General features: G+C 66.2%; 16 protein-coding genes. 10 read left to right on the top strand and 6 right to left on the bottom strand.

Features of this window, described 5'->3' with window-relative positions; translation table 11 throughout:
- The first annotated feature begins 25 nt into the window (after positions 1 to 25).
- The gene (locus tag ACILRJ_RS13885; RefSeq protein ID WP_395683792.1) at positions 26 to 412 is read left to right on the top strand and encodes a ClpXP protease specificity-enhancing factor; all 387 of its coding nucleotides are present in this window, start codon (positions 26 to 28) and stop codon (positions 410 to 412) included.
- 60 nt (positions 413 to 472) lie between these two features.
- Here the strand turns inward: ACILRJ_RS13885 and ACILRJ_RS13890 are convergent, their stop codons facing one another.
- Complete coding sequence (locus tag ACILRJ_RS13890; RefSeq protein ID WP_395683793.1) at positions 473 to 838, bottom strand: DUF3301 domain-containing protein; 366 nt, start codon at positions 836 to 838, stop codon at positions 473 to 475.
- 130 nt (positions 839 to 968) lie between these two features.
- On the opposite strand from ACILRJ_RS13890, the gene ACILRJ_RS13895 reads away from it, so the two are divergent.
- Positions 969 to 1,748, top strand: a complete 780-nt coding sequence (locus ACILRJ_RS13895; protein ID WP_395683794.1) for an FHA domain-containing protein — start codon at positions 969 to 971, stop codon at positions 1,746 to 1,748.
- A gap of 39 nt (positions 1,749 to 1,787) precedes the next feature.
- On the opposite strand, the gene nadC is transcribed toward ACILRJ_RS13895, so the two are convergent.
- From nadC to ACILRJ_RS13910, 3 genes are all read right to left on the bottom strand, one after another.
- Positions 1,788 to 2,609, bottom strand: a complete 822-nt coding sequence (gene nadC / locus ACILRJ_RS13900; RefSeq protein WP_395683795.1) for a carboxylating nicotinate-nucleotide diphosphorylase — start codon at positions 2,607 to 2,609, stop codon at positions 1,788 to 1,790.
- A 105-nt stretch (positions 2,610 to 2,714) separates the two neighbouring features.
- On the bottom strand, positions 2,715 to 5,102 hold the full coding sequence (locus ACILRJ_RS13905; RefSeq protein WP_395683796.1) for a DUF1631 domain-containing protein: 2,388 nt from the start codon (positions 5,100 to 5,102) through the stop codon (positions 2,715 to 2,717).
- 122 nt (positions 5,103 to 5,224) lie between these two features.
- Positions 5,225 to 5,494 carry a Trm112 family protein gene (locus tag ACILRJ_RS13910; RefSeq protein ID WP_395683797.1) on the bottom strand — a complete coding sequence of 90 codons (270 nt, stop codon included), beginning with the start codon at positions 5,492 to 5,494 and terminating at the stop codon, positions 5,225 to 5,227.
- Positions 5,495 to 5,555: 61 nt separating this feature from the next.
- Between ACILRJ_RS13910 and purE the strand changes: the two genes are divergently transcribed.
- The gene (gene purE / locus ACILRJ_RS13915; protein ID WP_395683798.1) at positions 5,556 to 6,068 is read left to right on the top strand and encodes a 5-(carboxyamino)imidazole ribonucleotide mutase; all 513 of its coding nucleotides are present in this window, start codon (positions 5,556 to 5,558) and stop codon (positions 6,066 to 6,068) included.
- Positions 6,069 to 6,114: 46 nt separating this feature from the next.
- Positions 6,115 to 7,242 (top strand): 5-(carboxyamino)imidazole ribonucleotide synthase, encoded by a 1,128-nt coding sequence (locus tag ACILRJ_RS13920; protein ID WP_395683799.1) that lies wholly within the window; start codon positions 6,115 to 6,117, stop codon positions 7,240 to 7,242.
- Positions 7,243 to 7,335: 93 nt separating this feature from the next.
- Here ACILRJ_RS13920 and sodB read toward each other — a convergent pair whose 3' ends face one another.
- Positions 7,336 to 7,914 (bottom strand): superoxide dismutase [Fe], encoded by a 579-nt coding sequence (sodB, locus tag ACILRJ_RS13925; protein ID WP_395683800.1) that lies wholly within the window; start codon positions 7,912 to 7,914, stop codon positions 7,336 to 7,338.
- Positions 7,915 to 8,035: 121 nt separating this feature from the next.
- Between sodB and grxD the strand changes: the two genes are divergently transcribed.
- From grxD to ppnN, 6 genes are all read left to right on the top strand, one after another.
- Positions 8,036 to 8,353, top strand: a complete 318-nt coding sequence (grxD, locus tag ACILRJ_RS13930; RefSeq protein ID WP_395683801.1) for a Grx4 family monothiol glutaredoxin — start codon at positions 8,036 to 8,038, stop codon at positions 8,351 to 8,353.
- Positions 8,354 to 8,355: 2 nt separating this feature from the next.
- Positions 8,356 to 9,117, top strand: a complete 762-nt coding sequence (locus ACILRJ_RS13935; RefSeq protein ID WP_395683802.1) for an SDR family NAD(P)-dependent oxidoreductase — start codon at positions 8,356 to 8,358, stop codon at positions 9,115 to 9,117.
- 130 nt (positions 9,118 to 9,247) lie between these two features.
- The gene (locus ACILRJ_RS13940; protein ID WP_395683803.1) at positions 9,248 to 9,838 is read left to right on the top strand and encodes a YhgN family NAAT transporter; all 591 of its coding nucleotides are present in this window, start codon (positions 9,248 to 9,250) and stop codon (positions 9,836 to 9,838) included.
- A 114-nt stretch (positions 9,839 to 9,952) separates the two neighbouring features.
- Positions 9,953 to 11,698, top strand: coding sequence for a lysophospholipid acyltransferase family protein (locus ACILRJ_RS13945; RefSeq protein WP_395683804.1), 1,746 nt, complete (start codon positions 9,953 to 9,955; stop codon positions 11,696 to 11,698).
- 194 nt (positions 11,699 to 11,892) lie between these two features.
- Positions 11,893 to 15,153, top strand: a complete 3,261-nt coding sequence (locus ACILRJ_RS13950) for a carboxypeptidase regulatory-like domain-containing protein (protein ID WP_395683805.1) — start codon at positions 11,893 to 11,895, stop codon at positions 15,151 to 15,153.
- Between the two features lie 266 nt (positions 15,154 to 15,419).
- The gene (ppnN, locus tag ACILRJ_RS13955) at positions 15,420 to 16,808 is read left to right on the top strand and encodes a nucleotide 5'-monophosphate nucleosidase PpnN (RefSeq protein ID WP_395683806.1); all 1,389 of its coding nucleotides are present in this window, start codon (positions 15,420 to 15,422) and stop codon (positions 16,806 to 16,808) included.
- 129 nt (positions 16,809 to 16,937) lie between these two features.
- Here ppnN and ACILRJ_RS13960 read toward each other — a convergent pair whose 3' ends face one another.
- Positions 16,938 to 18,041: an efflux RND transporter periplasmic adaptor subunit gene (locus ACILRJ_RS13960; RefSeq protein WP_395683807.1), complete on the bottom strand. Its 1,104-nt coding sequence runs from the start codon at positions 18,039 to 18,041 to the stop codon at positions 16,938 to 16,940.
- Between the last annotated feature and the right edge of the window lie 19 nt (positions 18,042 to 18,060).

An 18,060-nucleotide genomic window follows, 5' to 3' on the forward strand; every position in this document is an offset into this window, starting at 1 on the left:
GGGAGCCGGTGTGAATTCTCCCCCGATGACTCCCAACCGCCCCTACCTGTTGCGCGCGCTGTACGAGTGGATCAGCGACAACGGCCTGACCCCGTACCTGCTCGTCGACGCCGGCGTCGAAGGCGTGCGCGTGCCGCCGGGCGCGGCCAAGGACGGCAAGGTGATCCTGAACATCGCCGCGCGCGCGGTCGGACAGTTCGAGATCAGCAACGAGCGGGTGCATTTCCTCGCACGTTTCAGCGGCGTGAGCCAGGTGGTCGACGTGCCGATGGGCGCCGTGCTCGCGATCTACGCGCAGGAAAACGGCCAGGGCATGATGTTCCAGGCCGACGGGGCGCCGGGCGAACCGCCACCGACCACGCCTGCGCCCGATGAATCGCCGAAACGCCCGCACCTGCGCGTCATCAAGTAGGGCGGACTCGAGCGCGCCGCGTGGCGCCCGCGAACGAAATGGAGTGGGCGAGGCCCAACCCTATGGCTGTGTTCCACCTTGCACAAGGTGCAGGTGATTGGGGCGAGCGATCGCTGCTGCGGTGTCTTCGGCGAGCGGCAGGCTCCACGCTTCGAGCCGCCCGCCTGCTATGTCGAGGTGGCAGCGATGGCGATCGCTGCCGTCGAGGCTGACTTCGAAGCCGTAACGCCGCACCACGGCCGGCAGGCCGTTGCGCCGTGCGATCCCGATCCGCTTCAGTGAAACGGTCTGGTCAAGCAGTTGCACGCCCGCCTCGCCGCACAAGGCGCGACCGTGATGGATCGCGAGTTCACGCGCGCGGAGGGCATCCATCCAGGCCCAGAGCGTGGTGGCGATTGCGAGCAGCAGGAGCCAGGTACCGATCATCCGCACAGTGTGGGGACGCGCACCGGCCCGGGCAAGTCCCTGTCGAGTCCGATCACGCAAGGGCGGGGCGGCCCACATGGGCACGCGCGCGGTTACAATCCGCCGCGGTGCGCAACCTTTGGGGGAAGTGATGAAACTGGTGTTTCCTGGCGGTGAACACGTTCCGGTGGAGCTGGCGGGTGGGGCAACCTCGATCGGCAGTGCTGCCGATTGCCGGGTCGTGCTCAAGGGCGACGGCGTTGCCGAGCACCATTGCGAGATCACTTTCGAAGGCGGCGACGCGAGTGTGCGATCGCTCGACGCGAACATGCCTACCGTCCTGAATGGGCGCCAGGTCTCGGCGCGGACGCCGATCAAGGACGGCGACCTGCTCGTGCTCGGGCGGGTTGGTGTTTCGGTCGTCGCGGAACGCAAGGCACCTGCGCTTGCCAAGCCTGAGCCGGCCAACGACGACCGCACCCGCGTGCGCGCGGCGCTGCCGCGCTTCCTGCTGCGTGGCGTCTCGGGCGCGACGCTCGGCAAGACCTATGCGGTCACCGACAACGCGGTCATCGGGCGCCAGCCCGATTGCGACCTGCCTATCCCGGCCGAGGAAGTGTCGCGCCACCATGCGCGCCTGAAGGTCACTCCGGAAGGCGTGCTGGTCGAGGACATGGGTTCGGCCAACGGCACCTGGATCAACGACAAGCGCGTGCAGAGCGGCCTGCTCAAGCCCGGCGAGGAATTGCGCCTCGACACCGTGCGCTTCCTGCTCATCACGCCCGGCATGGATGCGAAGCAGCAGTCGGCGCGTCCGGTCGAAGCCGAGCCCAAGAAGGCCGCGGGCGGCTCCAGCGGCATGTTGATCGTGATCGCGGTAGTCGTGGCAGCGGTGGTGGCTGCCGCGCTGCATTTTGCCGGCGTATTCTGATTTGGACACGGGCGGCAGGCGCGGCCGCCGCCCGTTGCATCATTCGTGGCCGACGAGCTCGATGCGCATCGACAGGTCGAGCGCGCGGATGTGCTTGGTCAGCGCGCCCACCGAGATGTAGTCGACGCCGGTTTCCGCGATCGCGCGCACGCGCTCCAGCGACACCGAACCGGAGACTTCCAGGGGCACCCGGCCGCCGACTTCGGCGACTGCCTGCGACAGTTCGTGCAGCTCGAATTCGTCGAGCATGATGCGGTCGACGCCGGCAGCGAGCGCCTCGCGCAGCTCGGAGAAATTCTCGACCTCGGTTTCCACCAGGACGCCCGGATGCAGCAAGCGCGCGCGCGTGACCGCCGCGTGGATCGACCCTGCTGCGGCGATGTGGTTTTCCTTGATCAGTACCGCATCGAACAGTCCGATGCGATGGTTCATGCCGCCGCCGCAACGGACCGCGTATTTCTGTGCGAGGCGCAGGCCGGGCAGGGTCTTGCGCGTGTCGAGGATCGCGGTGCGGGTACCGCGCGCGGCCTCGACATAGGCGGCGGTCGTGGTCGCGGTGGCCGACAGCGTCTGCAGGAAGTTCAGTGCCGAACGCTCCGCGCTGACCAGTGCGCGCGCATTTCCCTCGATCCGGCACAGTGGCGCGCCGGCCACCGTGCGCTCGCCGTCGCTGGCAAGCCACTCGATCCGCGCATGCGGGTCGAGCTGGTGGAAGCACTCGTCGAACCAGGCGCTGCCGCACAATACCGCGACCTCGCGCGCGATCACGCGCGCGCGCGCACGCGCTTCGGCTGGCAGCAGGTCGGCGGTGACATCACCGCTGCCGATGTCTTCCTCGAGAGCGCGATGGACGTCGCGCACGATCGAATCGCGCGCTGGGAGCAAAACCGGATTCGTCACGTATCAGGACCCTTGGGCGACTGGCGGACGGGCAGGATAGCGCCGACCGCCCGCGTGTGCCGCAAATCAGGCAGGCGTTGCCGGTGGCGTCGCAGAGGCGGTCGCCGGAGCCGATTCATCACCCGGGTGGCGCAGGCGCGCGACGATCGCGTCGAGTGCACGATCGAACAGCGGTACCTCCTCGAGCACGACGGCGCTGCCGCGACGCAGCTCCGCGGCGAGGCCGAACACGGTCTTGTCACAGACCTTCAAGCCGCGCCGGTTGACGAACAGGTACTTCGAACTGATCGGGCTGATCCACGACAGCTTCGCGCGTTCGCTCTGTCCTGCCTCGTCGGTGAACTCGATCCAGGTGCCGACCTTGATCGCGCGCACGGTTTTCACGAACTCGTCTTCCGCCTCGGTTGGCGCTTCCGCTTCGGGTTCGAACGGAGACGAGCCGAGCACGATTTCCTCGACCGGACTCTGTGTTGCCGTGGGTGAGGCCGCGGAGACATCATCCTGTTGTGCCGGGCCCGCGCCATCCACCGTTGTCCCGTTCGAGCCGCTGGATTCCGCGATCACTTCCTTGACCGTCTTGGTCTCGATCTTCTGCCCGTCGAGCACGCGCTTGTAGAACGAGGAGAGCTCGCCCATCAGCTGCTTGATGTCGCTTTCGTGATAGGCGACGGTGGCAAGGCCGTGACGCAGCGCCTTTTCCAGTTGCGGCAGCAGGGCGCGCAGACGCGTGATCTCGCTTTCGGTCGTCTTGGGTTGCGCGCTCCAGACGAATTCATCGGCGAAACGCAGCGCGTTCTTCCACTCGTCCGATTCCTCGCCCTGGCGCAGCACGGTCAGCACGAGGTAGTTCGCCCACGGGCGCGACAGCACGCTGTGCACGACCGGCGGCAGGTTGCGATCCTCGATGCGCTTGAGGATCTCGCGGGCTGCGGTGCGGCGGGCGGCTTGCAGCTTCTCGCGACCGCGCGTGGCGTCGGCGGCGCGCTGCTCGGCGAGTTCCGCGCGCTTCTTGTGCTGGTCGATGAAGTCGGTGAACGAGGTCAGCTCGCGCTCGAACACGCCGACGTCGTCATCGAAGTCGCGCAGCACGGTTTCGACGCAAGCCTTGATGCGATCGTACAGGCGATGATCGCGGTCCGATTCCTCCGACCAGCTCTTGCCGGAATCAGCGAGCAGGTCGAGCAGGCGCCGTGCCGCGTGCGACTTCTGTGCAAACAGGTGCTTGTCGAGGATCGCGACCTTCAAGTAGGGGATCTGCAGACGCCCGAACAGCGCCTGCATCTGCGCAGGCAGGTTGCGGTCCTGCAGGATGTATTCGAACAGCATGCCGACGAGGTCGATCGTGTCCTCGTCCGCGGTAGAGACCCGCCTGGCATCCCCCGAAATCTTGTTGACCTGTTCGAGCAGTTCGCGCTTGATCTGCTGCACCGCCTGCGCCGCGTCGGCGACGGTGTCGGCGCGCGCCTGCGCGACCGCATTCTGGCTTTGCAGGATCGTCAAGGCGCTCAGCAGATCCGTAGGGCTGAGGCCGAGGCCGCCACCTCCGGCACCGTCACCGCTGCCCACGTAGGCATCCGCGCCGTGACGATTGGCCAGCAGCGAGCGCAGGGTGTGGTAGATCTCGGCCTGCAACTGGTCCGCCGCAGGATCGTAGTAAGCGGCAGCAGCAACCATGTCGCCGCCGGCGGGCGAGCCAGGCGCCGAGCCGGGCATGCGCGCAGCGGCGGGTGGACGCGTGCCGGCCGGCATCACATGCCGGACCTGCGGCAGCACGCCGGCGCGAATCAGTTCGACGTTCACCTCGTCGTAGATCGGCTCGAGGCCGGCCATGACGTAACGGTCGAACAGCTTGTAGATGATCAGCTTGACCTGGACGTTGACGTCGAACTCGCGGATCGCGCCGCGGAACGCGTTGCCGAGCACGGCCGGGCCGATCGGGTTGCTGGAGTCCTCGACCTTGCCGCCGCCGACGATCACCGACAGCCGCTGGTTGACCTGATAGAGCGCACGCTGCAGGCGGTTTTCGGCCTTGGCGACCATGCTGGTCACGGCCAGCGATTCTTCCAGCTCGACGTCGTCGACAAGCGCGAGGCCACTGTTGCTGCCCTGCGGCGCCACTTCAGCCTTCACCGCCTTCAGCTTGCCATCGGCGAACTCGTTGAAGGCCTTGGTCGCATTGTCCTGGAACAGGCGCTCGACCAGCTGGCGCTTCTTGCGCACTTCGCGCATGCCGTCGAAATACTCGGTCTGCACCGCATTGCTGCCAGCGCGCTCGGCAAGGTCGAACAACGCATCGTCGACGTTCTCGAACAGCGTCCCGACCAGCGCATTGATGCGCTTCAGAGACACTCCGCGCACGAGCTTCATGAGATCGCCGAGACGATCCGTCGATGCCGTTCCCGGTTGGCGCTGCTGCAAATCCACGACGTTCGGATTGTCTTTGGGGGCGGTCATTGCGTTCTTCCGTAGCTGCACCGCATCAGGGGAAACGATGCATCTTCTGCGCCATACCGTAGCTTAAGCCCGCTCTGGCGACGGAATGTGAGGCCGGTCACACTTGGTTGGGGAAAATGGTCTCAACGGTCGGGAAAGTCGCCCAACTGGTCGGTCGCGATCGCCTCGTCGGCGAGCATGACCGGGATCTCGTCCTCGACGCGATAGATGGTGCGTCGATCGCGGGTGATCAAGCCGGCCGCCACGGCAGCGGAAACTTCGCTGCCATTGCCGAAACGCACGCCCTTCTTGGCGATGGCCTGGTTGAGGGCGGCAAGCTCGGCGTCGGAAAGCAGGCGCAGCGGCGCCTTCGTCGTCGGGCAACAGAGGATGTCGAGCAGGCGCTTGTCCATCGGGGGCGGGTGTCGGCGGCGGGCGTGATGCGTACAATAACCATTTGGGCTTGCGACGACCATGACAGAAAGCGTGAATGCAACGCCGAAGGTCGGCGTGGTAATGGGCTCCCGCTCGGACTGGGAAACGATGCGCCATGCGGTCGAGACCCTCGAGCAGCTTGGCGTCGCCTGTGAAGTGCGCGTTGTTTCCGCACACCGCACGCCGGATCTGCTGTTCGGTTATGCCGCCTCGGCGCTGGACCGAGGGCTGGTGGCGATCATCGCCGGTGCCGGCGGCGCGGCCCATCTTCCGGGCATGCTCGCCGCAAAAACCCGCGTCCCCGTGCTTGGCGTGCCGGTGCAGTCGCATGCGCTGAACGGGATGGATTCGCTGTTGTCGATCGTGCAGATGCCCGCCGGCATTCCGGTCGCGACGTTCGCGATCGGCCGTGCCGGGGCATTGAATGCCGCGCTGTGCGCGAGCGCGATCCTCGCCTTCACAGACTCCATGCTGGCGCAGCGCCTCGATGCCTTCCGCGCCGAGCAGACCGCGAACGTGCTTGCGAATCCCGATCCGCGGGTTCCGGCATGAGGCACGCGATGGTCGATGGCACGCATTGGTCGGAAAGCCTCCGCACATGGCGACGATAGGTATCCTTGGCGGTGGGCAACTCGCGCGCATGCTCGCGCTGGCCGGCGCGCCGCTTGGCTTGCGCTTCCTCGTCGTCGACAGCGCCGAGGACGCGTGCGCGGCGCAGGTCGCACCGTTGTTGCGCGCCGATTGGCGTGATTTCGACGCGCTCGCCGACTTCGCCCGACGCATCGACGTCGCGACTTTCGACTTCGAGAATGTGCCGGCCGACACCGCGCACTGGCTGACCGAGCACACCCGGGTCTTCCCGAATCCGCGCGCGCTGTCGATTTCGCAGGACAGACTCGCCGAGAAGAGCCTGTTCCGCGAAATCGGGCTCGATACGCCGTCGTTCGCCGCGGTCGACAGCCGCGACGATCTCGCGCGCGCGGTCGAGAAGATCGGCACGCCGTCGATCCTGAAGACGCGTCGCCTCGGCTACGACGGCAAGGGCCAGTTCCGCCTGAAGTCGCCGGCCGATGTCGACGCGGCGTGGCACGCACTCGGCGGCGCGCCATCGATCCTGGAAGCGTTCGTGCCGTTCGAGCGCGAGTTGTCGGTTATCGCGGTGCGCTCCCGCGACGGTGAGTTCCGTACCTGGCCGCTGACCCAGAACTGGCACGCCGACGGCATTCTCTCGGCCAGCCTCGCGCCTGCGCCGGGTACCGACGCGCTCGCACCCATCGCGTTCGCGCACGCACGAAGGATTGCCGAGGAGCTCGACTACGTCGGCGTGTTCGCGCTCGAACTGTTCGTGCGCGAGGGCAAGCTGCTCGGCAACGAGATGGCGCCGCGCGTGCACAACTCCGGCCACTGGACCATCGAGGGTGCGCCCGCGAGCCAGTTCGAGAATCATGTGCGCGCGGTACTCGGCCTGCCGCTCGGCGACACCAGCGCTCTCGGCGTCAACGTCATGCTGAACTGGGTCGGCGAACTGCCACCCGCCGATCCCGTGCTCGCCGAACCGCGCGCGCACTGGCACGACTACGGCAAGAGTCCGCGCCTCGGGCGCAAGGTCGGTCACGCGACGTTCTGCGCGAACGATGCCGCCGGGATGCGCGAGCGCCTGTTGCGTGTCGCCCACGTGCTTGGCCGCGAGAGCCAGGTAGCCCCCGTGCTCGACGCACTACGCTGAGCCTTCCTTCAGTGCTTGCGCACGCAGCGGGGTCCTGTACGAAAAAGCCGCTCACGGGAGCGGCTTTTTCGTACGGTTCGCAACATCGACGAATCAGGCCATCTGGCTCGCGGCGAAATCCCAGTTCACGAGATTCCAGAACGCCTCGACATATTTCGGACGCGCATTGCGGTAGTCGATGTAGTAGGCGTGCTCCCAGACGTCGCAGGTCAGCAGCGGGCGGTCGGCGCCGGTTATCGGCGTGCCCGCGTTCGAGGTGCTGGCGAGCGCGAGACTGCCATCCGGTCGCTGCACCAGCCAGCCCCAGCCGGAGCCGAACGTGCCGACGCTGGTCTTGGTGAACTCGTCCTTGAACTGGGCGAAACCGCCGAACGCCTTGTTGATCGCGTCGGCGAGGCGGCCACTCGGCTCGCCACCGCCGTTCGGCTTCAGGCAGTTCCAGTAGAACGTGTGGTTCCAGATCTGTGCGGCGTTGTTGAACATGCCGCCGGAAGACTTGCGGATGATTTCCTCGAGCGAGAGGTTCTCGAACTCGGTGCCCTTGATCTGGTTGTTGAGATTGGTGACGTAGGTCTGGTGATGCTTGCCATAGTGGTAGTCGATGGTTTCCGCGGAAATGTGCGGAGCCAGCGCGTCGCGCGCCCAGGGAAGCGCAGGCAGTTCGATCGCCATGGGGACACTCCTTGCCGATGGGTAGGGTCTTGCAGTCTAGGCAGTCGGCGCGCGGCAAATCAACCGCGGGGTGCGGGTGGTATCATCGGCGATTATGCCGCGTTAACCCGAAAGGTCAGCAATGGACGTCATCGAACGCATCAAGGGCACCCTCGCGGGCCATCCGATCGTGCTTTTCATGAAGGGCACGCCGCAGTTCCCGATGTGCGGGTTCTCCAGCCGCACCTCGCAGGCGTTGAAGGCGGTCGGTGCCGACTTCCACTCGGTCAACGTGCTGGAAGACCCGGAAATCCGCGCCAACCTGCCGCGCTATTCGAACTGGCCGACGTTCCCGCAACTGTTCATTCATGGCGAGCTGATCGGCGGTTGCGACATCGCGCTGGAACTGTACGAATCGGGCGAGCTCGAACGCCTGGTGCAGGACACACAAAAGGCCTGAGCATGCTCGTTCCGGTGCAACTCGCGGACGGCGTCGCCACGCCTGCCGCGGACTCCCTGCGCGAGCGGGTCGTGCTTGTGACCGGCGCGACCGGCGGACTCGGGCGCGCGACCGCGCTTGCCACTGCCGCCGCGGGCGCTACCGTCGTACTGCTTGGTCGCAAGGTGCGGCCGCTCGAGGCGCTGTACGACGAGATCGAGCGCCTCGGGGGCGCCACCCCAGCCTTGTATCCGATGGACCTCGCGGGTGCCACGCCGAACGATTACGCCGATCTTGCTGCGGCGGTGATGCGCGAATGCGGCCGCCTCGATGGCTTGGTACATGCGGCGGCGCACTTCGACACCCTGCAGCCGTTCGAGCAGCAGGCGCCCGAGGAGTGGAACCGGACCCAGCAGGTGAACCTGACCGCGCCGTTCCTGCTGACCCGCGCCTGCATGCCCGTGTTGCGGCGTGCGAACGACGCGGCGGTCGTGTTCGTGTTCGACGACCCGGCGCGCGTCGGCAACGCGTTCTGGGGGGGCTATGGCGTTGCCAAGATGGGGCTGCAAGCACTTGCCTCGATCGTGCACGAAGAAACCGAAAGCTCGAGCGTGCGCACGCATGCCGTGCTGCCTGGTCCGATGCGCACGACCCTGCGTCGTGCCGCGTACTATGGCGAGGACACCCTGGCGCACCCGGATCCCGCGCATGCGGCGCAGGCGGTGACGTGGCTGCTGGGTGCCGGCGCGCGCGACGTGCGAGGCAAGGTCCTCGACCTGCGCTAGATGGGTTGGTGGTGAGGCACAGATTTGTTCACTCTCCCACAACGATGAAACCGTTGCGGGACGAGGGGAACGCGTGGTGTCGCGCCGAGCGCGGCGGTAATTCCTGAAGGGGGGCGCCATGGAAAGTTCGATGAGCACGGTGTCGGCAGGCCTGCTGCTGTTCCTGATCATGGACCCGCTCGGCAACATTCCGTTGTTCCTCGCGTTGCTGCGCAATGTCAAACAGGAACGCCGGAGACTGGTGCTCGTGCGCGAGATGCTCATCGCGCTGGTCGTGCTGTTCGTGTTCCTTTTCTGCGGTCAGTACCTGCTGCATGTGCTGCAGCTCAAGCAGGAGTCGGTCGGCATCGCCGGGGGCATCGTGCTGTTCCTGATCGGCGTGCGCATGATCTTCCCGCAGCAGGGTGGCGTGTTCGGCGACAGCGAAGGCGAGCCGTTCATCGTGCCGATGGCGATACCGGGCGTCGCCGGGCCTTCGGCGATGGCGGCGGTGATGCTGCTTGCAAACAGCAACCCGGGCCGCACGGTCGACTGGAGCGTCGCGTTGTTCGTCGCCTGGTTCGCTACCGCGCTGATCCTGCTGTCGTCGACCTACCTGTACCGGTGGCTCGGCGCCAGTGTCCTGACCGCGCTGGAGCGCCTGATGGGCATGCTGCTGGTCGCCCTTTCGGTGCAGATGTTCCTCGACGGCATCGTCGCCTACGTGCAGCCGTTGCGCTGAGGCGGGGCGGAGGGCATGCGGCAGAACGACGCGCCGTCGCGCAAGTACCATCGGGATGCGCGCATGTCTGTCACAAATCGGCGATAGTGTGCGCCGCGTCAGCAGAGGTGTCCCTTGATCAGCGTCGAACGCAGTTTCTACCGCAAGTTCCCGCGTCTGGCCGAGGGGCGTGCGCGCGCATTCGCGCAGCCGGTGGTCGGGCTGCTGCGCCGGATCGCCTGCGAGGAACGTATCAACGCGATCCTGCAACAGGGCGCGCAAATGACCGGGTTGGCTTTCGTCGAGCATGTGCTCGACAGCATCAAGGTCAGCTACGCCGTCGCCAATACGGATCGCGAGAACATCCCGGTCGAGGGGCCGGTCGTGATCGTCGCCAACCATCCGCTCGGCGCGCTCGATGCGCTCGCGCTGATCCATCTGGTCGGCTCCGTGCGTCGTGACGTCAAGGTGCTCGCGAACGACGTGTTGATGCAGCTCGAGCCGATGACTCCGCTGCTGTTGCCGTTGCCGGTATTCGGTTCGGGCAGCGCGCTTGGTGGCGCGCGCGAGGCCTATCGTGCGCTCGATCGCGAAGAGGCACTGATCGTGTTCCCGGCCGGCGAAGTCTCGCGCATGCGCGCGCAGGGTGTGCGTGACGGCAAGTGGTCGAGCGGATTTGCCCGGCTCGCGTTGAAGTCCGGTGCGCCGGTCCTGCCGGTGCATATCCGCGCGCAGAACTCGCCGATGTTCTACGGCGTGTCGATGCTGGCCAAGCCGCTCGCCTCGCTGATGCTGGTGCGCGAGATGTTCGGCGCCGAACACACCCGGATCGGCTTCCAGATCGGGCAGATGGTGCCGAGCGAAGCTCTGGCGGACGGTGCCGAACAGCCGGAGCGCATCGCGGCGCAGATGCGCCGTCACGTCTACCGTCTCGCGCGGCGCCGGCCTACTGTGTTCCCGACTTCCACCGCGATCGCCCATCCGGAATCGCCGCTGGCCGTGCGCAGTGCGTTGCGCAAGGCCGAACCGCTCGGCCACACGGTCGACGGCAAGCAGATCCTGCTGCTCGATGCCGGAGTGGATTGCCCGGCGTTGCGCGAGATCGGTCGCCTGCGCGAACTTGCATTCCGGCGCGTTGGCGAAGGCACTGGCGCGCGCCGCGACCTCGATCGCTACGACACGCATTACCGGCATCTGGTGCTGTGGGACGAGCATGCGCTCGCGATCGTGGGCGCCTATCGTCTCGGCGAAGCCGGGCGGATCCTTCGCGAACGCGGCATGGATGGCCTGTACTCGGCCAGCCTGTTCGATTACGCGGACGAAGCGCGCCCGTTCCTCGACCAGGCGGTTGAACTCGGTCGCAGTTTCATCCAGCCGGCCTACTGGGGTTCGCGCAGCCTCGACTACCTGTGGCAGGGCATCGGTGCCTATCTCGCCAGCCGCCCCGACGTGCGCTACCTGTTTGGCCCGGTCAGCCTGAGCGCGTCGCTGCCGTTCGAGGCGCGCGAATGGATCGTCCACTACCACCGGCACTATTTCGGATCGGACGCGGGGCTGGCGCGGCCGCGTAACCCGTTTGTCATTTCGCCTGCGGTCGCCACCGCCGCAAGCGCAGCGTGGAGCGGACGCAGCGTGGCCGAAGGGCTGCCTGTCCTGCGCAAACAGCTGGACGCGCTGCAGGCGCAACTGCCTGTGCTGTATCGACAATATGCCGACCTGTGCGAGCCGGAAGGGGTGCGTTTCCTCGGCTTCGGCATCGATCCGGCGTTCGGTGGCTGCGTCGACGGCCTGGTCCAGCTGGATCTGGCGCATCTGCGCCCGGCCAAGCGCGCGCGCTATCTCGACCGCGCCATGCGCCAGACGGTTGACCCTGCCAGTTGACTGGTTGTTACAAATCCGTCACCGAACCCTGTTAAACTAGGGTTAAGGATGCGGCTCCGTACGGAGCCTGCATCCGGGTCGTCCCGGGGGCGGCCAACGAAATCAACGAAACGACCGCAACCGCTCCGCCCAAGCGCGAGTGTTGCGGCTTTCGTGTCCGGCACTTCGACGACGTCCACGAGGGATAGGCAACAATGAACAAGCAGCTTCGCATGCGGCTCCTGCCGTTGGTGATCGGTTCGCTCTTCGCGGCATCGGCCGCGTACGCGCAGAACACTTCTTCGTCCCTCAGCGGACGCATCCTCGACGCAAGCGGGCAGGCTGTCGCCGGTGCGACGGTCGAGATCATCCACGTGCCGTCGGGCACGTCGCGCACGGTCGTGACCGATGCGAACGGTCGCTATTCCGCGCAGGGTCTGCGCGTCGGCGGACCGTTCGAGGTGAAGGCCGCCGGCAGTCACGGCGAGAGCGCCGACCAGCCGGACGTATACCTGAAGCTCGCCGAGGAAACCACGCTGAACCTGACCGTCGGCGCCGCTGCCGCGCAGACGCTCGAGGGCATCACGGTCACGACCGTGGCTCCGGGCGCGACGTTCCAGGCCGACAACAAGGGCATCAGCACGAACATTTCCGGTCGCGATCTCAAGAATGCGCCGGCGCCGAGCCGTTCGGTGCAGGACATCGCGCGCCTCGATCCGCGCATCGTGATCTCCGATCGCGGCGACGGCTCGATGTCGGCGATGGGTCAGAACAGCCGCTACAACCGCATCACGGTTGATGGCGTCAACATCGGCGACCCGTTCGGTCTGAACTCGAACGGCATGCCGTACGTCGGCTCGCCCGTTTCGGTCGATGCAATCGAGGAATACAACCTGTCGACGGCGAACTTCGACGTCACCTCCGACACGGTCGGCGCCAGCATCAACGCAGTCACCAAGAGCGGCACGAACGACTTCCACGGTTCGGCGTACTTCGCGTACCGCAATGCGCACAAGCTCGTCGGCGAGGCCGGCTGGCTCGACAGCAGCAACCAGTTCTACGACTACAAGGGCTACGGCATCGATCGCACCGCCGGCCTTACCGTCGGTGGTCCGCTGATCAAGGACACGCTGTTCTTCTTCCTCTCGTACGAAGACCAGAAGACCACCGACGTCGGTGCCGATGCGGCGAATGGCCTGAACGAATCGCTGGGTGGTGGTCCGTCGACCAGCAACCAGATCTCCCCGGGCGACCTGCAGCGCATCACCGACGCCGCGACGGCCCTCGGCCTCGTGCCCGGCACGTTCGGCGCGGCCGCCGGCAACCAGACCGACAAGCGCCTGCTGGCCAAGCTCGACTGGAACATCAACGACAGCCATCGCGCGAGCCTGAGCTTCCAGCGCACGAAGGACTTCCAGCCGATCGTGCAGGGCAACAACGCGACGTCGATCGGCTTGAGCAGCTACTACTACAACAAGAACAGCACGACCAAGAGCACGGTCCTGCACTTCTACGACGACTGGACCGACAGCTTCTCGACCGAAGCCTCGTTCATGCGCACGACGTTCGACCAGTTGCGCTCGGGCCCGACGCAGCAGCCGCAGGTGCAGATCCGTCTGAATCCGGACGGCACCGGCCCGACCGTGAACCTCGGCGAGGACCAGTTCAGCCACTACAACGTCCTCGACGTGAAGGGCTGGAACGCATTCTTCGCCGGCACGTACAACGTTGGCGACCACTCGATCAAGGGCGGTGTCGATTACGCCAACAGCGACATCTACAACCTGTTCGGTCGTACGCAGTTCGGCGCGTACACGTTCTGGGGCATCGACAATTTCGCCGCCGGCAACTACCGCCAGTTCGACCTGTATCGTCCGGCGAATGGCCTGACGATCGACGACGTGGCGGCCAAGTGGAAGTACGCGCAGTGGGGCTTGTTCCTGCAGGACACCTGGCAGGTCACCGATGCGCTGTCCGTGCAGTACGGCATCCGCACCGATATCGCCAAGACCAACGACGTGCCGCGCTACAACCCGCAGTTCCAGCAGGCGTTCGGCATCCCCAACAATTCGACGATCAACAATTCGAAGCTGTTTGAGCCGCGCGTGTCGTTCAATCTCGACCTCGACGGCGAGCGCACCACGCAGTTGCGCGGCGGCTTCGGCCTGTTCCAGTCGAATCCTCCGATCGTGTGGATGACCAATCCATACCAGAACAACGGTCTGACCACCTCGGTCTACAGTTGCCAGCCCGCCGCGTCGAACACGACGTGCACGACGCCGCCCGACTTCAGCCCGGACCCGTTCAACCAGGGTCTGCCGCCCGCGGGCAGCCGCACGATGGCGGTCGACGCGATCGAGCCCGGCTTCAAGCTGCCGTCCGCGTGGAAGACGACCATTGCGCTTGATCGCAAGCTGCCGTGGTGGAACCTGGTCGCGTCGGCCGAGTTCCAGCACATCTCGACTGAAGACGGCATCTGGTACCAGAACCTCAACATCGGTGCCCCGACCGGTACGCTGCCGGACGGACGCCCGACCTACTTCTCGAATCCGACGGGTGCCCCGGGTGGCAGCAACCGCTCGCGTGCGAATGCCAACCCGGCGTTCGCCCAAGGCGTGACGCTGCTGCGCAACACCGACAAGGGCAGCGCGGACAGCCTGACGCTGGCCCTGCGCAAGCCGTTCGAGGACAACTGGTCCGGCAATGTCGCGGCGACGTTCGCGCGTGCAACCGAAGTGAATCCGGGTACGTCGAGCCAGGCGACCTCGAACTTCTCGAACAGCGCGTGGGTCATCCCCGGTGAGGACGTGGAGGCGCCCGCCAACGGCTCCATCCGTCAGCGCCTGAGTGCCTCGCTGACGTGGCAGCACAACTTCTTCGGCGACTACGCGACGGCGGTGACGGCGTTCTACGACGGCCATACCGGCAACCCGTACAGCTGGACCTTCGGCAACGACGCGAACGGCGACAGCTACAGCGGCTCGGACCTGGCCTACATCCCGCGCGTCAACGACCCGATGGTTGCCTTCACGTCGGCGACGACGCCGGAGCAGATCCAGCAGTTCTACAACTTCATCCAGAGCGACTCGTACCTGAAGGATCATCAGGGCATGGACGCTGGCCGCAACCGCGCGCGTTCGGCGTGGGTCAACCAGGTGGACCTGAGCTTCCGTCAGGAAGTGCCGGGCTTCTTCCCGGAAGGTGCGAAGGGCGAACTGCGCTTCGACATCTTCAACTTCATGAACCTGCTCAACAAGGACTGGGGACAGCAGGAGTACGTCGGCTTCCCGTACAACCGCACGCTGGCGAACTTCCAGGGCGTCAACTCGAACGGCCAGATGGTCTACGGCCTGCCGACCGATCGCAACGGAAACTACCAGCCGGGTGGCCTGACGGTGTACGACGCCGGTCGCGACATCAAGACCAACGTCGTCTCGCGTTGGTCGATGATGGTCACCTTGCGCTACACGTTCTGATCCCGCTGCACGCTTGAAGCAGACGGCCGGCCTTTGCGCCGGCCGTTTTGCTTGGGGGCAAAGCGTCTGCGGGAGCGATGCTGCCGGGGCCGCTTCAGGCGCGACCGATGCCTCGCACGCCGAAGGCCGGTCGCGCTGCGCCGCTCCTGCGCAGCGGAGGGCGGCGCGCATCGTGTGGGGGACGAAAGCCGCGATGCTCTTGACCACGGCGCGGCATGGTGGCATTGCTAGCAGTCCACATGACGAAGAACAGCCAAGGAACACGAATGGAGCAGCAGATCCCGACCAAGTCCGCCACGTTCAGCGCACGCATCTCGCCGGTTGCCGGGCTGGATGTCCTGTCGCGCCACGAAGTCGCGCGCCTGCGCGATGCGGGCGCCGGCGGCCTGCACGAGCTGCTGCGGCGATGCGCATTGGCCGTCTTGACCCAGGGTACCGGCAGCGACGATGCGCGTGCGCTGCTCGACCGCTACCCGGACTTCGACATCCAGATCCTGCAGCAGGATCGTGGCGTCAAACTGGAGCTGAAGAATGCGCCGGCCGAGGCGTTCGTCGACGGTCATCTCATCCACGGCGTCAACGAGCTGCTGTTCGCGGTCGTGCGAGACATCGTCTACGTCGCGACGCAGATCGAAGCCGGCGCGTTCGACCTCACCGAATCGCCCGGCATCACGCACGCGGTGTTCGACATCCTGCGCAACGCGCGCGTGCTGCGTCCGAACACCGACCCGAACATGGTCGTCTGCTGGGGCGGCCACTCGATCGGGCGCGACGAATACCTGTACACCAAGAAGGTCGGCTACGAGCTCGGCCTGCGCGCATTCGACATCTGCACCGGCTGCGGCCCGGGCGCGATGAAGGGGCCGATGAAAGGCGCGACGATCGCGCATGCGAAGCAGCGCCGGCACAGCAATCGCTACATTGGCATCACCGAGCCGGGCATCATCGCGGCCGAGTCGCCGAACCCGATCGTGAACAACCTCGTGATCATGCCGGACATCGAGAAGCGCCTCGAAGCATTCGTTCGCATCGGCCACGCAATCATCGTCTTCCCGGGTGGCGTCGGGACCGCGGAGGAGATCCTCTACCTGCTTGGCATCCTGCTGCATCCGGACAACGCGCAGTTGCCGTTCCCGCTGGTGTTCACCGGTCCGAAGGAATCGGCGGGGTACTTCGAGCAGATCGACCGCTTCCTGCGCCTCTCGCTCGGCGACGAGGTCGCGAAACACTATTCGATCGTCGTCGACGATCCGCGCGAGGTCGCGCGCCAGGTGCGAAAAGGCATCGAAAAGGTGCGTCTGTACCGCCTCGAAAACCAGGACGCATTCTTCTTCAACTGGGCGTTGCACATCGAGCGGGAGTTCCAGGTGCCGTTCCAGCCGACGCATGCGGCGATGGCCGGCTTGAACCTGCATCGCGACCAGCCGCCGCACCGCCTCGCCGCGGACCTGCGCCGCGCGTTTTCCGGCATCGTCGCCGGCAACGTCAAGGAAGAGGGCATGCGAGCGATCGAGAAGAATGGCCCGTTCGAGATCCACGGCGACCGCGAGATCATGCAGGCACTGGATGCGCTGCTCGCAAGCTTCGTCGCGCAGCAGCGCATGAAACTGCCGGGCTCGCGCTACGTGCCCTGCTACCGCGTACTCACGGACTGATGTCGAGTCGCCGGGTCCGGAAGAGCAGAACGATTCTTTCTTTCGCGTGCTCCGTGTGCTGGGCGCCCCAGGCTTGTTGTTCGCCGTTCCTCATCTCATTCGCGCTTCAATCTTTCGGCTTTGAATCCGTCAGCCGGGCGGTTTCGCTGCGGTAGAGGTGACGCCTGCGACGACCTGGCTGCGCGAGGCGATCTGCACTTTCTGGCCATCGCCGAGCCGTTCGGCGCCGCGCACGATGACGAGGTCGCCGGGATTCAATGAGCCCTCGACCTCGGTCAGTTCGCCGTCGCTGGTGCCGGTCCGCACGGCGACGCGTTCGCTGCTGCCGTTGCCGCCGATGCGCATTACGTATGTGCCGTCGGCACGCACGACGAGCGCATCGCGCGGCACCGCCATGGCCTTGACCGGCACGCGCTCCGGCAGGGCGACCTCGATCGCGCTGCCGACCAGTGGCAATGAATCCATCAGCGACAAGCGCAGCTCGAACTGGCGCGAGCGTTCCTCGCCGACCGGCACGACCGCGCGCACGCGCGCCTTCGCGATCTTCTCGCCGAAGCGCACCGGCAGTTCCATGCCTGCCTTGAGCATTTCCGCGAGTGCGAGCGGTGCCTGCACGCGCGCTTCGAGGCTCGAGGTGTCGACCAGATGCGCGATCGAGGCACCGGTCGCGACGAATTCGCCGCGCTGCGCGAGGCGCTCGCTGACGACGCCGGGGAACGGCGCGCGCACTTCGGTCTGCTCGAGCTCGTACTGCGCGGTGCGCACGCGCGCCTCGGCCTGGCGCAACTGCGCGCTGTACTGCTCGACCTGCGCGCGCGCTTCGTCGACCTGGTTCGCCGCGATGCTGTGGTTCGCGGCGAGGCTTTCGAAGCGTTCCTTCTGGCGTTGCGCGAGCGCGCGTTGGGCCCTGATCCGTTCCACCTCGCTGCGCGCGTCCTCAAGATGCAGGCGGATCGCCTGGTCCTCGAGCTTCGCCACGCGCTCTCCGGCCTTGATGCGTGTGCCGACCTCGGCGACGAATTCCAGACGGCCGGCAGCACTGGTCGCGAGCTTGGCGTCGTCGCGACTGACCACGCTGCCGGGAACCCAGCGGCGCGGTGCGATCTGCGCGACGTCGGCCTTGGCCACCTCGACGATCGGTGCCGGTGGTGTCGGCGCCTGGGCGGCGGCGAGCGCCGGCAGCAGCAGCGCGAGCGCCAACGCCAGGGAGCGGGTTCGAAGTTGACGGTGCATGCTGACCTCCAGTCGGATG

It is taken from the genome of Dokdonella sp., assembly GCF_044227025.1.
Taxonomy (GTDB): domain Bacteria; phylum Pseudomonadota; class Gammaproteobacteria; order Xanthomonadales; family Rhodanobacteraceae; genus Dokdonella_A.